At 73.7% G+C, this 14596-nt stretch carries 7 protein-coding genes; 2 read left to right on the forward strand and 5 right to left on the reverse strand.

Annotated elements, in window-relative coordinates; genetic code table 11:
• Positions 1 to 79: 79 nt before the first annotated feature.
• The 3 genes from ABT295_RS20370 to ABT295_RS20380 form a co-directional block, all read right to left on the reverse strand.
• Entirely contained in the window at positions 80 to 4090 is a 4011-nt protein-coding gene (locus tag ABT295_RS20370) for a hypothetical protein (RefSeq protein WP_352396227.1), read from the reverse strand.
• Between the two features lie 109 nt (positions 4091 to 4199).
• Positions 4200 to 5213, reverse strand: coding sequence for a hypothetical protein (locus tag ABT295_RS20375; RefSeq protein ID WP_352396228.1), 1014 nt, complete (start codon positions 5211 to 5213; stop codon positions 4200 to 4202).
• A gap of 65 nt (positions 5214 to 5278) precedes the next feature.
• On the reverse strand, positions 5279 to 6175 hold the full coding sequence (locus ABT295_RS20380) for a hypothetical protein (protein ID WP_352396229.1): 897 nt from the start codon (positions 6173 to 6175) through the stop codon (positions 5279 to 5281).
• A 159-nt stretch (positions 6176 to 6334) separates the two neighbouring features.
• Between ABT295_RS20380 and hrpA the strand changes: the two genes are divergently transcribed.
• Positions 6335 to 10351, forward strand: a complete 4017-nt coding sequence (hrpA, locus tag ABT295_RS20385) for an ATP-dependent RNA helicase HrpA (RefSeq protein ID WP_352396230.1) — start codon at positions 6335 to 6337, stop codon at positions 10349 to 10351.
• Between the two features lie 110 nt (positions 10352 to 10461).
• Positions 10462 to 11388, forward strand: coding sequence for a PAC2 family protein (locus ABT295_RS20390; protein ID WP_352396231.1), 927 nt, complete (start codon positions 10462 to 10464; stop codon positions 11386 to 11388).
• 137 nt (positions 11389 to 11525) lie between these two features.
• Here the strand turns inward: ABT295_RS20390 and ABT295_RS20395 are convergent, their stop codons facing one another.
• Positions 11526 to 13277: a DNA polymerase gene (locus ABT295_RS20395; RefSeq protein ID WP_352396232.1), complete on the reverse strand. Its 1752-nt coding sequence runs from the start codon at positions 13275 to 13277 to the stop codon at positions 11526 to 11528.
• Positions 13270 to 14433, reverse strand: coding sequence for a MalY/PatB family protein (locus ABT295_RS20400; protein ID WP_352396233.1), 1164 nt, complete (start codon positions 14431 to 14433; stop codon positions 13270 to 13272). Before ABT295_RS20400 ends, ABT295_RS20395 begins: the two co-directional genes overlap by 8 nt.
• Positions 14434 to 14596: the final 163 nt, after the last annotated feature.

The following is a 14596-nucleotide window of genomic DNA, read 5'->3' on the forward strand; positions in this document are numbered from 1 at the left end:
CCGCGCACCGGACGACGCCGGGGACGTGTGACGCAGAACGGCCCGCGCCTCGTGGCGCGGGCCGTTCTGGTTCAGCGGCTCAGCGCACGACCGACCTCGTCGCGGCCGACGCCCTGGTCGTGGTGGCATACCCCGTCTTGCGGCCGGTGACCCGCACCGTGAACGTGCGGCCGGCGTCGGCACTCTTGAGGACGTAGCTGCGGGCCGTGGCGCCGCTCACCGCGACGCCCGAGCGGTACCACTGGTAGGAGAGGGTGACCGGCGAAGGCCCCCACGTGCCGGCGCTCGCGGTGAGCGTGCGCCCCACGCGGGCCGTCCCAGACACCAGGGGTACCGGGCTCGCCGTGAAGGCGCGGCCGGCGACGGCAGCCGTGCTCGCCGACGTGCGCGTCAGCGTGGCGAACGCGATGCGACGGCCGGTCACCGCGACGCGCACGGTCTTGCCGAGGTCGGCCGTGCCCAGCAGGTAGCTGGACGTCGTGGCGCCGCTCACGGCGACGCCCGAACGGAACCACTGGTAGGAGAGGGAGACCGGGGCCGGGCCCCACGTGCCGGCGGTCGCCGTGAGGCGGCTGCCGACCCGGAGCGTCCCCGTGACCTTCGGCGTCGGTGACGGCGTCAGGAGGCCGCTCGCGACCGTCGCCGTCTCCGCGGAGTAGCGGGTGACGGACGCGTAGCCGACCTTCGACCCGACGACCCGGACCTTGACCTTCTTGGAGAGGTCGCTCGCGGTGAGGGTGTAGGTCGCCGACCGCGCGCCGCTGATGGCGACGCCCGAGCGGTACCACTGGTAGGCGAGCGTGACCGGGGCCGGGGTCCACGTCCCGGGGGTCGCGGTCAGGCGCGAGCCCACCCTCGCGGTGCCGCCGATCAGCGGCGAGGGCGTGAGCGTGAGCGTGCCCACCGCGGTGAAGGGGCGCCAGGTGCTCGCACCGAGGTCGGCGCGGTTCGCGTCGACGGCGACGACGCGCCACTCCCACGACCCCATCGGCAGGGCTGCCGTCGGGGCCCAGGCCTGCGCGCTCGTCGTGACGTTCTCCGAGAGGGCGGTCGTGCCCGGGGCGCGACGCTCGAAGCGGTAGGTGACCCCACCCGGCACGGCGGTCCACGAGAAGTACGGGCTCGACTGGCTCATGGACGCGCCGAGGGCCGGGGAGGTCTGCGTCGGAACGGCGCCCGTGGAGAAGAAGCGGCCGGGCGTCGACCACTGTCCGGGACGGTTGTCCGCGTCGAGCCGCGCGACGCGCCACACGTAGGCCGAGCTGCTCGCGGGAAGCGGCAGGCCGTGCGCGTAGGCCACCTGCCGACCCGTCACGGAGGCGACCCGGTTGACGGGCGACCAGTTCGTGTCGTCGTTGCGGTAGACCTCGAGCACGTAGCTGCCGGCGAAGTCGGCCGGCGTCCAGACGAACGGCGACAGCCCTCCGGTCACGGCGTTGCCCACGGGGGAGCGCAGCACGGGGGCCGGGCTCAGCTTGCGGAACTCCCGCCCGGCCTGGCCGGGCTGGTCGCCGACCGACCACGTGAGCCCGTTGCCGGCCGCGTCGATGGCCTGCACCCGCCAGTAGAGCGGGCCCTCGGGGTAGGTGCGGTCAAACGCAGTGTAGGTGGCCTGGTCGACGACCTTGTCGTCGACGAGTGTGGCGAAGCTGCGCGTCTGCGAGACCTGGATGCGGTAGCTCATCGCCGTCTGCGTGCTGCGCTCACCGGTCGCGGCATACGTGCTCGCGGCGTTCGTCGTGAGGTAGTCCTGCCAGGAGAAGGTGATCTGGTTGGCGACGGCCGCCCCGGCCGCCGGCGACGTCAGGCTCACCGGGGGCGAGGTCTTGCTGAAGGCGTTCGTCGCTGCGGCGAGCGTCGACACCGGGTCGGGCGCACAGACGTTGTTCGCCTTGCAGGGCCGGATGTACCAGTAGTACGCCTGCCCGGCCTGGCTGTCCGGCAGCGCCATCGGCTTGTTGTAGACGTTGGGGGTCCACCGGCTGCCGGTGACCCTGGGGACCCGCGGCTCGGCGTAGACGAGGTTGGTCAGCTCGCGGTCCCGGGCGACGTAGACCATGTAGTAGGACGCCTCCGGCACCGAGTCCCAGTCGAGCACGGGCGTCGTCGGCACGTCCGTGCACAGGCTCGGGCTGGTGGCCGGAGCCGTGAGGGAGGCCGTGCAGGCCTTGCCGTCGTCGAGGCTCGTGCCGTCGATGGCCAACCGACGGCCGGTCACCGCAGTGAGCGGGCTGATGGTGAAGGAGCCCGTCGTCCTGCTCCGCGCGATAATGACGTTGCCGGCCGAGAACGCCTCGACCTGCCACTCGTAGACGTCGGGCGTCAGCATCGCGAGCGACGTGTCGGTCGCAGCCGGGTAGGCGTACTCCGTCGACAGGATCGGGGCGAAATCGTCCTGGAAGTAGAAGCCGCTGCCCTTGATGCCGATGTGCACGCGGTAGTACGCGGCGCCGGACACGGGCTGCCACGCGAGCCCGGGGAACCGCGTGGTCGCCGAGCCGTCGCCGATCGGCGTGAGCCCCTCGGCGCCGACGGGCGGCGCGGCCTCGACGAGCGCGAAGCGCCGCGGCGCGTAGCGGGGAGACTCACGGCCGTCGGCGGTGATCGACTGGACCGTCCAGCCGAAGGGGCCGTCGGCGGCGGTGAGCGCCTTGTCGGGGGTCCAGCTGAGCGCGTAGGTCCGGATGTCGGCGACGACCTTGCCCGTGGCGCTGGTGAGGATCACGCGGTACTTCTCGACGTCGCGAGCGGCCTGCCACCGCAGCGTCGGGACGCTGACGCTCGCCCCGTCGGCCGGGCTCGTCTGGGTCACGGCTCCCGTCGAGTAGATGAAGGTGCCCGTGGCGGAGTAGATGCCCTGCACGTCGGCCGGGCCGTCGATGGCGCGCACGCGCCAGTAGTAGACGCCGCCCTGGACCGGGGCACAGTTCTTGCGGTCGAGCAGGTGCACCGGCGTGTACGTCGTGCCGGCCATCTCGCAGGTCGTGAACGACAGGGGCGAGAAGTTCGGGTCTCGGCCGAGGTCGAGCTGGTAGCGCGCCGCGTGCTGCACGGGCGACCACTGGAAGTACAGGTCGTCGCCGGTCGTCGGGCTCAGCGTGCTCGGCGGGTGCTGCAGCGTCGGTCGGTCGAGCCAGCTGCGCTGGACGAGGCGCTTCTGCTCCACCTGCTGCCAGTCGAAGGTCTCGCCCTGGGCGTTGCGCGCGCGCACGCGCCAGTAGTACTGGTCGTTGAGGTACGTCGTGGGCGGGGAGTAGCGCGTGCCCTTGAGGTTGACCTTGTTGTCGAGCAGGGTGTTGAAGTCCTGGTCGGTGCTGACCTGCAGCTCGTAGGTCTTGGCGCCCGCGACGGGGTTCCAAGCCAGCACGACGTCCTCGACGGCGGCGCCGTCGGCCGGGTAGCTCGGTGTCACCTGGGAGAGCGGGCCGATCGAGTAGCCCCACACGACGGAGTGCGCGGTGTACCGGCCGTTGGCGAGCTGGGCGCGCACGCGCCAGTAGTAGCGGCCGTCGGCCTTGGCATCCGGCACCACGACGGAGGTCGTCTTCGTCGTGTAGGTCGAGGCCCCGACGAAGTCGGTGTCGACGTCGACGTCGACCAGGTAGCTCGTCGCGCCGGGCACGGCGGTCCACGACAGCAGCGGGGGGTCGGCGGGCTGGGCCAGCGACGAGCCGTCGGCCGGCCCCTTCGGCGTCGGCGGCAACGTCGAGCGGACCGCGAGCGCGGACGTGGCCCACGCGCCGATGCCCGAGGCGTCGACGGTGCGCACCCGCCAGAAGACGGTGCCGTCCGGCAGCATGACGGTCGGCACGAGGCGCGTGTTCGTCGTCGACCTCGCGAAGAGGATGCTGCTGAAGTCCGACGTGGCGGACAGCTCGACGTCGTAGCGCTTCGCCCCGACGGCGGCCTGCCAGCCGAGCACAGGGGTCGCCGAGCTCGCGGCGCCGCTGCTCGGCGTCAGCCCGCGCGTGGCCGCTGGCGCGGCGACCGCGGTCCCGGCCGACGGCGGCACCAGACCCACGACGATGACGGCCGCGAGCACGGCCCTGACCCACAACCCCACACGGCGACGTGACGTCGTCGACGGCATGCTTCCCCCTGTTGTCCCGGATGACTCCGGCGTCAGACTAGGGGCCGGCGCGAGCGTGGGTGCAGAAACGGTGAAATCGGCACAAAGCTCACGACAGGAGGTATGCCGGTCAGCGGCGCCGGAGGTCGTAGTACGGGCTGAGGTAGCACGTCGCATACCCCCGGCCCTGCTGCGAGGTGACGAGCACGCCGTCGACGAGCACCCGGCACACGACGGTGGGACGGTCCGCGGAGGTCGTGCCACCGGCACCGGCAGCGCGGACCCGCAGGCTGAAGTAGTCCTTGCTCGTGACCGCCGCCGGGACCGGGACGTCGAACGCGAGCGGCGCCGGTTGCTCGGCGAAGTCGTGCCGCTGGTGCGTGGCGTCCGAGAGGGAGACCTCGACGCGGGTGCCGCCCTCCGCCTGCGCCTCGAAGCGGATCGTCCCGGCGTTCGTGGGCACGGGAGTGACCGGCACCGTGGGGACGGTCACGAGCGGCGGCGCCGTCATCGCTCCCCGGGTCGGGACGGCGCCCGTGGGCGCCACCGGCGCGGTGGGTGCGGTCGACGCCGTCGGGCGCGTCACAGTGGGGACCTGCGGGGTGGGGAGGGTGCGGGTGACCGCGGGGCGACGGGGACCGACCCGGGCCGGCGACGTCAGCGGGTCGAGGTCGTCGGCGCCGTCGACCGCGGCCCAGAGGCCGAGGGGCACGAGCAGGCCGACGACGACGGCGACGACGTGCCACGCGCGCAGCCGGCCACCGAGCAGCCGGGCTGCCGGTCGCGGCAGGGTGATGGTCCGGGCCCTCCCCTGGGAAGCTCCCGCGGCCGGCCCGACGGGAGTCGAGGTGCCCTCCGGCATCCTCGGCACCTCCGGGTTGCCCGGGGCGCCGGGAGCGTGCTGCGCCGTGGCCGGCGCGTCGTCGGCCCGCTGCGGCACCCAGCTCGGCTCGGGTGCTGCCTCGAGCCCGAACGTCGCGTCGTACGCCGGTCCGTCCCCGGGCGTCGGCACGTCCTCCGGCGCGGGTGCGTCCCGTGGATCGCCCGCGGCGGGCCCGGCGGCCTCGGCCGGCTCGGCCGGCTCGGCGGCCTCGCCCGTCGTGTCGCGCGTCGGGTCGGGTTGCTGCGGTGGGTGCTCTGACACGGGTCCCCTCGTTCTCGGTGTCGACGGCCCAATCTAGTGGGGGGCCGGTGGCAGCCGGCGCGGGCTCACAGGGCGGGCGTGCACGTGGCCTCGGTGTCCGACGTGCTGACGGCCACGAGGGTCTCGCCCGCGTAGACCCGACACTGCACGGTGCCGTTCCCCGGAGGCAGCGCAGCCGTGATGCTCAGGTCACGGGGACGCGGGTCCAGGTGCACCTCGAACGCGGACGCGCCTGTGGTCTCCCGGCTGTCGGCGGCGAACCCGTCTGCCGAGGTGTCGACCTGCGCGTAGACCTCAGAGGCCGACCCCGATCGGAGGGCGGTCACGATCTCGACCTTCAGCGCCGTCGCCGACGCCGGAACCGGGGCGGCCTTGGGACGGCCGCGCAGGAGTGGAGCGACCGTGTCGGTCGAGTCCTCGACCCAGACGCCGGGCGCACCGACGGGCGCGCCGTCGCCGCCGAGACCGTCGTTGCCGGAACCGCTGTCGCCGAAGGTGGGGTCGCACTCGCCGACCCCCGGCAGCTCCCCGGTGACGGAGACGTCGCAGGTCTCGACGGGCCCGTCGCCGTTGTTGGCGATGCCGAGCAGGAGGGGCGGCACGAGCAGGACGGCGACCCATCCCGGCAGCCGCCGCCGGGGCCTGGGGACGGGCGTGGGTGGTGGCGGTGGCCCGGGCCGCGCGACCGACGTCCCGCGAGGTCGGGAGGGGGTGGTCCGGGGCGCCCACGCCTCGGCCGGCAGGGTCGCGGCGGCCGGGTGCGGGCGGCCGGGCGCCTCGTCGGGCTGGTCGTCGGGGAAGGAGACGTGCCGGTCGTGCTGGGGGTCCGGCAGGGCCGGACGAGCCGCGCCGGTCGACAGGGTGCGCGGGACGCGCGGGCTGGGCGGGCTGCCCTGCCTGCCCTGCCTGCCCGACGGGCCCGACCTCCTGGTCCGGACCGTCCTCGAGTCGTCGTCCGACACGGCGTGCTCCCCTCGACGCGTGGGACCACCGTAGGTCCTCTCCGACCCGCGCCGTCGAACCTCAGACCACCGGATCCGGCGTCGCGTTCCGGACCCACCCCGACCGGGCGGCGGATATCCGTTCGGAGCCGCCGGGTCGGCCCGCCTATCCTGTCCAGCATGCCCGACGAGTCCGCGAACGCCCCCGCGCGCTCGCGGTCCTCCCGCCGCCCCTCCCGGGGCCGCGGACGTCGCCGTCCCGGCCCGTCCGAGCAGCCCGCCGAGCAGCGGGCCGAGCAGCGAGCGCCGGGCACGGCAGCGGCCACCGGCCCCGGCGGCCGTGAGCGCGACGCCCGCGCTGCGGCGCGACGGGCCGCCCGTGCCGCGGCGATGCCGGAGATCACGTATCCGGAGCACCTGCCGGTCGTCGAGCGCCGTGACGACATCGCCGCCGCGATCCGCGACCACCAGGTCGTCGTCATCGCCGGCGAGACGGGCTCGGGCAAGACGACGCAGATCCCCAAGATCTGCCTCGAGCTGGGTCGCGGCGTCGACGGGGTCATCGGCCACACGCAGCCACGCCGCATCGCGGCCCGGGCCGTGGCCGAACGGCTCTCGGAGGAGCTCGCCGTCGAGCTCGGCACGACTGTCGGCTACCAGGTGCGCTTCACCGACCAGAGCAGCCGCGACACGCTCGTCAAGGTGATGACCGACGGCATCCTGCTCGCGGAGATGCAGCGCGACCGCGAGCTGCGCCGCTACGACACGATCATCATCGACGAGGCCCACGAGCGCAGCCTCAACATCGACTTCATCCTCGGCTACCTCAAGCAGCTGCTGCCGCGCCGGCCCGACCTCAAGGTCGTCATCACGTCGGCGACGATCGACCCGCAGCGCTTCGCCGAGCACTTCGCCGACTCGGCCACCGGCGAGCCGGCGCCGATCATCGAGGTGTCGGGTCGCACCTTCCCCGTCGAGATCCGCTACCGCCCGCTCGTCGACCCCGACCGCCCCGACGCGGAGGAGCGCGACATGGTGCAGGGGGTCTGCGAGGCGGTCGAGGAGCTGTGGACCGAGCGGCACTCCGGCACGAGCAGCGACATCCTCGTCTTCTTCTCGGGGGAGCGCGAGATCCGCGACGCGGCCGACGCGCTCAACGGGATGAAGCTGCCGGTCACCGAGGTCGTGCCGCTCTACGGCCGGCTGTCGGCGGCCGAGCAGCACCGCGTCTTCTCCTCGCACACCGGTCGGCGGATCGTGTTGGCCACCAACGTCGCCGAGACGTCGCTGACCGTGCCCGGCATCCGCTACGTCATCGACACCGGCACGGCGCGCATCAGCCGCTACAGCCAGCGCACCAAGGTGCAGCGCCTGCCGATCGAGCCGGTGAGCCAGGCCTCGGCGAACCAGCGCTCCGGCCGCTGCGGCCGCGTGGCCGACGGCATCGCGATCCGGCTCTACTCCGAGGACGACTTCGACAGCCGCCCCGAGTTCACCGACCCCGAGATCCTCCGGACCAACCTCGCCTCCGTCATCCTCCAGATGACGAGCCTCGGCCTCGGCGACATCGCGCGCTTCCCGTTCGTCGACCCGCCCGACAGCCGCCAGATCACCGACGGCGTCCGGCTGCTCGAGGAGCTGCAGGCCTTCGCGCCCGAGGACGCCGAGGGCGCGCCCGCCCGCGGGCGGCGACGTCCGGGACGCCGCCTCACGGCATACGGCCGCACCATCGCCACGCTGCCGATCGACCCGCGGCACGCGCGCATGGTCATCGAGGCCGACAAGCGCGGCGTGCTGCGCGAGGTGCTCGTCATCGTGTCGGCGCTCTCGATCCAGGATCCTCGCGAGCGGCCACAGGAGAAGCAGGAGCTCGCCAACGCCTCGCACAAGCGATTCGCCGATGAGACAAGCGATTTCGTCCCCTGGCTGAACCTCTGGGCCTACCTCAAGGAGCAGCAGCGGGAGCTGAGCAGCAGCGCCTTCCGGCGGCTCTGCAAGAACGAGTTCCTCCACTACCTGCGCATCCGCGAATGGCAGGACCTCCACAGCCAGGTGCGGCAGGCGGCCAAGCAGGCGGGCCTCGACGTGAGCCGTGGCACCGTGCAGGTCGGCGAGGGGGAGATCGACGCCGACGCGATCCACCAGTCGCTGCTCGCCGGGCTGCTCTCGCACGTCGGCGTGCGCGACGAGCAGAAGCGTGAGTATGCCGGCGCCCGCGGCACGCGCTTCGGCATCAGTCCCGGGTCGGCGCTGTTCCGCAAGCAGCCGCAGTTCGTCATGGCCGAGGAGCTCGTCGAGACGAGCCGGCTCTGGGCCCGCGTCAACGCGCGCATCGACCCCGTGTGGGCCGAGCAGCTCGGTGACCACCTCGTCAAACGGCAGTACTCCGAGCCGCGGTGGTCGGGCAAGCGGGGGTCGGCCGTCGCGACGGAGCGCGTCACCCTCTACGGCGTGCCGCTCGTCGTCGGTCGCGTCGTCGGGCTCGGCAAGGTCGACCCGGAGCTTGCCCGCGACCTCTTCGTGCGGCACGCGCTCGTCGAGGGGGACTGGCAGACGGAGCACGCCTTCCGCACGGAGAACGCCGCGCTCGTCGAGCGCCTCTCGGAGCTCGAGGCGCGCACCCGCCGGCGCGACATCGTCGTCGACGACAGCACCTTGATCGCGTTCTACGACAAGCGGATTCCGGCCGACGTCGTGTCAGGGCGGCACTTCGACTCGTGGTGGAAGAAGGCGCGCCGGCAGACGCCCGACCTGCTGACGTTCACCGAGGAGCTGCTCCTGCGCGAGAGCGCCGGCAGCATCGCCGACGAGGACCACCCGACGACGTGGACGCAGGGCGAGAACGTGCTCGACGTGACGTACCAGTTCGAGCCCGGCTCGGCCCAGGACGGCGTCACCGTGCACATCCCCGTCGAGCGCCTCAACCAGGTGACGCCCGACGGCTTCGACTGGCAGGTGCCGGGCTTCCGCGAGGAGCTCGTCACGGCCCTGATCCGCAGCCTCCCCAAGGGCATCCGGCGTCTGCTCGTCCCGGCTCCCGACCACGCGCGGGCGGTGCTGCCCGAGCTCGACCCGAGGTCGGGACCGCTCCTGCCGGAGCTCGCGACGGTGCTGCGCCGCCGCGCCGGGACGGCCGTCACCGCGGCCGACTTCGACGTCGAGCGCGTGCCGCCGCACCTCGCGATCACCTTCTCCGTCGACGGTCTGGACGGGCGCGCCGTCGCGGTGGGCAAGGACCTCGAGGCGGTGCGCGACGCCGCCACCCCGCAGCTGCGGCGGCAGGTGAGCCGCGCCGGATCGGGCATCGAGCGCCGCGGGCTCACGGCCTTTCCCGACGCAGGGGTGCCCGAGACGTTCGAGGGGGCCCAGGGCATCCACGGCTTCCCCGCCCTCGTCGACGCCGGCTCGTCGGTCGACCTCCGGGTGCTGCCGACGCGGTCCGAGGCCGACGCCGAGCACCGTCTCGGGGTGCGTCGCCTGCTCCTGCTCGGCATCACGCCGCCGTGGAAGCAGATCCTCGCGCGCCTCACGAACGCGCAGAAGCTCGCGCTCGGCCACAACCCGCACGGCAGCGTGCCGGCCCTGCTCGACGACTGCCTCGCCGCAGCCGTCGACGCCATCCGCGACGACGCGGTGACCGGCCGGGGCCCGGGTGCGGACCACGCCGTGCGCAGCCGTGAGGACTTCGAGTGGGCCCTGTCGGCGGTGCGCACGCACACGACGGCGCGGGTCGTGCAGGTCGTCGGGCTCGTCGAGCCGATCCTCGCCAAGCACCTCGACCTGACGAACCGGCTCGCCGAGCTCGACCGGTCGAGCAGCCCCGCCGTCCGGCCCCTGCTGGCCGACGTGCGCGCCCAGCTGCGCGAGCTCGTGCGCCCCGGTTTCGTCGCCGACACCGGCCTGAAGCGCCTGCCCGACCTCGACCGCTACCTGCGCGCCGTCGCGCACCGCCTCGAGAAGGCGCCGGCGAACCTCGCGCGCGACGCGCAGGCGCTCGAGCAGGTCGACCTCGTCGAGGGGCGCTACGCGGACCTGCTCGACACGCTGCGTCCCGCACAGCGCGGTTCGGCCGAGGTCGTCGACATCGGCTGGATGATCGAGGAGCTGCGGGTCTCGCTCTTCGCGCAGACGATCGGCACGGCGTACAGCGTGTCGCCGCAGCGCGTCCTCAAGGCGATCACGAAGGTCGGCACCTGAACCGATCGGCGTCCCCCCTCAGGGTCCCCGCAGGGATGCCCCCGGTGGGGAATCATGGGCAGGGACGGGGCGTTGCACCCTTCGACCCCGGCGAACGAAAGGCCAGACCCGTGCAGGACCCGACCGAGCTCTTCCAGTTCGAGAGCGACACCTCACCCAGCCAGCTCCAGGAGCTGCAGGCATCGGTGCTCGTCGTCGCCCTCGGCGGATTCATCGACGCCGGCCACACCCAGCGACTCATGGCCGACCACCTCCTCGCGACCCACGAGTCGCGCGTCATCGCCTCCTTCGACGTCGACCAGCTGCTCGACTACCGCGGCCGGCGCCCCGTCATGGTCTTCGACCGCGACCACTGGAGCAGCTACGACGACCCGAGCCTGCTGCTCCACCGCGTCGTCGACCAGGAGGGTGTGCCCTTCCTGCTCCTCGTCGGGCCCGAACCCGACTACCAGTGGAACCGGATGGTCGAGGCGACGACGACCCTCGTCAAGGCCTTCGGCGTCGACCTGACCGTCAGCGTGCACGGCATCCCGATGGCCGTGCCGCACACCCGCCCCCTCGGCGTCACGGCCCACGGCACGAACCCGAGCCTCGTCTCCGGCAACGAGCCGGCCTTCGGCACGGTGCAGGTGCCCGCGAGCTTCTCCTCGCTGCTCGAGCTGCGGCTCGGCGAGGCCGGCCGCGACGCCATCGGCTTCGCCGTGCACGTGCCGCACTACCTCGGTCAGAGCGAGTTCGCCGACGCCGCCGTGATCGGCCTCGAGCGGGTGCGCGCCGCCACCGGGCTCGACCTCGACCTGCGCGACCTCGCCGCGACGGCCGGTCTCAACCGCGCCGAGATCGCCCGCCAGATGGAGGAGTCCGACGAGATCACCGCCGTGGTGCGGGCTCTCGAGCAGCAGTACGACACCTTCCTCGAGGGCCGCAAGCAGCGCAGCCTGCTCGCCACCGACCTCTCGGACCTGCCGACCGCCGACGAGATCGGCGCTGAGTTCGAGGCCTTCCTCAAGGACGTCACCGACGACGACGAGCACTAACCGTCGAGAGGCCAGAGTTCGTGGCCTCGCCGACATCGAGAGGCCAGTGTGTGCGGGTGCGCCCCCGTGAACACTGGCCTCTCGACATGCCGGGACTCGCGAAAACTGGCCTCTCGACGGTTGAGGGGCCGAGGAGGTCAGGGCTTGGCCTCGCTCCAGCGGCGGATGACCGACGTGTCGGCCACGAAGCGCACCTCGGCCGTCCCCGCCCACGTGCGGGCGGCGGCCGTCAGGCTGTGCTCCACCGCCGCGGCTGCCTGGGCGGCGGCCTCCTCCGGCACGTGCACGAGCAGCTCGTCGTGCAGGCAGAGCACGATCTGGCCGCCGAGGGGGCGCACCGCGTGGCGCACCGTCGCGGCCCAGGCCTTGAACAGCTCGGCGGCCGACCCCTGGATGATCGCGTTGCGCGCGTAGCGACCCCGCGCGCCGTCGGCGCCGGTGGCCGAGAACTCGGCGCTGCCGGACGGCTCGGGCGCGCCGGGCTCGAGGGCCGCGGCCGGCACCCCGCCGAAACGGATGAGCCGCCCGCCCCAGGTGCGCACCGGGCGGCGGGCCACGCCGTCGGCGTACGCCCGGTCGAGCAGGCCCATGGCCACGGGGTAGGCCCGCTCGAGGTCCTTGAGGGCCTCGCCGGCCGCGCCGGACCGCTGGCCGTACATCGCGGCGAGCACCGCGACCTTGGCTCGCGGCCGGTCGGCCCCGAGCTTGGCCGCCACGGGTGCGTAGAGGTCGTCGGCGCGCGTGGCCTCCGTGAAGGCCCGGTCGCCGCTCACGACGGCGAGCACGCGCGGCTCGATCTGCCCGAGGTCGGCGCGCACGAAGACGTGCCCGGCGGCCGCGCAAACGGCGGGGCGCAGGGGAGTGGGGAGGTTGTGGAGGCCGTTCTGGGCGGTCATCCGGCCGGCCGCCCCGTCGCAGGCCGTCCAGGCGCCGCGCAGCCGGTCGTCGGGCCCGACGTGCTCGTCGAGCCACCGGTAGCCGTACGTCGTCGCGATGCGCTCGTCCTTGCGCCAGCCGAGGAGGGCGTCGACGAGCGGGTGGGTGTGCCGGTAGGGCTCGAGCACCCAGGCCCGGGTGTTCGGCACGTCGACGCCGACCGACTGCAGCAGCTCGCGCACCTGACCCGGGTTGCGCAGGTCGGTCCGCTCGCGCCCCGGGGCGTGCCGCAGCACGGCAGCGTCGCGCTCGCCGCGGATGCGGGCCGCGTCGGCCTCGTCGCTCGGGCGCGGGCCCGCCGACCCGCTGATGAGGTCCTCGGCGGCGGGCCGGTCGACCGGCAGCCCGTCGCGCTCGAGCTCGAGGCACAGCACCGCGGCGGCGGACTCCGACCAGACGGTGCGCTCGAGCCGGGCGACGTGCGCGCCACCGAGGCGGTCGAGCGCGGCGCCCTGCGCGTCGCGGCACTCGAGCGCGAGCACGGCCAGTCGGCGGAGGCGGTCGTCGTCGGTCGCCCAGGCGAGGGCGTCGGCGCGCAGGTGCCCCTCTGGGGTGAGCAGCGCCGCGTCGTCGCCGGCGGCGACGTCGAAGAGGTCGCCGTCGAAGCCGTGCAGGCGAGGGGTCCGGGGCGCCGGCACCGCCGCCTCGTCGAGGCCGCGGCACCCGGCGACGACGTGACCCGGCGTCGCCCACCAGCCGCCGTGCACGATGCGGTGGGCCTCGGCGAGGTCCCAGGTGCGTGAGACGGGCACCCGCGCCGCGACGACGTCGCGCAACGTCGAGGCCGCCGACCAGACGACCCAGCGCGGCTGGAGCCGCTCGCTCGTGTCGACGAGACGCCGCACGACGTCGGCGAGCGGCCACGCCTCGTCGACGTCGGCACCGACGGCATACGCCCCCGCGGGTCCGACCACGAGCGCGACGAACGGCGGCCCGGCGGTCTTGTCACTCAAGGGATCTCGCGATGCGTTCGATCGCGGTCCGGAGGATCTCGGGTGACGTGGCGAAGTTGAGCCGCGCGAAGCCGTTGCCGCCCGCGCCGAAGATCGGGCCGGCGGAGAGCGCCACGCCGGCGCGGCGGGTGAGCTCGCCGGCCGGGTCGGGCCCGAGCCCCAGCCCGCGGAGGTCGACCCATGCGAGGTAGGTCGCCTCGGGCACGACGAGCCGCGCGGCCGGCAGGTGAGCGGCCACGAGCTCGGCGAGCAGCGTGCGGTTCTCGTCGAGCTCGCCGACGAGGCGGTGGAGCCAGGCGCGCCCGTCGCGGAAGGCGGCGGTCTGGGCGATGACCCCGAGCTGGCTGGCCCCGAAGGTCACGAACTCGTGCAGCCGGCGCACGTCGTCGACGGCGTCGGCGCCCGGGACGATGATCGCGGCCTTGAGCCCCGCGAGGTTCCACGCCTTGGAGGCCGACGTGACCGCGACGCCCCGCTCGGTGCCGGGGACCGTCAGGTAGGGCGTGAACGTGCTCGTCGGCATGACGAGCGCGCCGTGGATCTCGTCGGCGACGACGCGCACGCCGTGCTCGTCGGCGAGCGCAGCCAGCGCCTGCAGCTCGGCCGGGGTGTGCACCGTGCCCGTCGGGTTGTGCGGGTTCGCGAGCAGGTATGCCGCCCGCACCCCTCCGTGCGTGACGCGGGCGAAGGTGTCGGCGAGGACGTCGAGGTCGAGGCGGAGGTCTGCGCCGAGCGGCGCCTCGACGACCGTCCGGTCGCTCGCCTCGATCACCTCGTAGAAGGCGTTGTAGACCGGCGGGCTCACGACGACGGGACCCCCGGCGTCGGTGAGGAGTCGCAGCAGGTGGGTGACGCCCGTGAGCACGTCGGCCACGCGTGTCGTCGCCGCGGCGTCGAACGTCCAGTCCCACTCGTCCGCGGCGAAGCCGGCGAAGGCGTCGGCATACTCCTGCGTCATCGCGTAGCCGGTGTCGCCCCGGGTCACGGCCGCCGTGACGGCCTCGACGACGGCGGGGCAGGGGGAGCAGTCCATCTCCGCGATCCACATCGGGATGACGCCGTCGCCGTGCACCCGCCACTTCACCGACGTGCGGTCGCGGTGCAGCTCGGCCAGCGGCACGTCGAGGATGCGTCCAGGGGGCTCGGTCGGGGGCATGGGGCGACCCTACGAGACGCGACCGACCGCGCGCCCGGGGCGGTGCGCGCGGCGGGTCACGCCCCGGCATACGGTGGCGTCCGACGGCCGCACGGGCCGGGTAGGTGCAGGGCGACGTCTTCGATCGAGCTTCTGGAGTGGACATGGCAGGCAAGGGCAGGAA

Origin of the sequence: Terrabacter sp. NPDC000476, from assembly GCF_040300125.1 — a bacterium.
Taxonomy (GTDB): domain Bacteria; phylum Actinomycetota; class Actinomycetes; order Actinomycetales; family Dermatophilaceae; genus Terrabacter.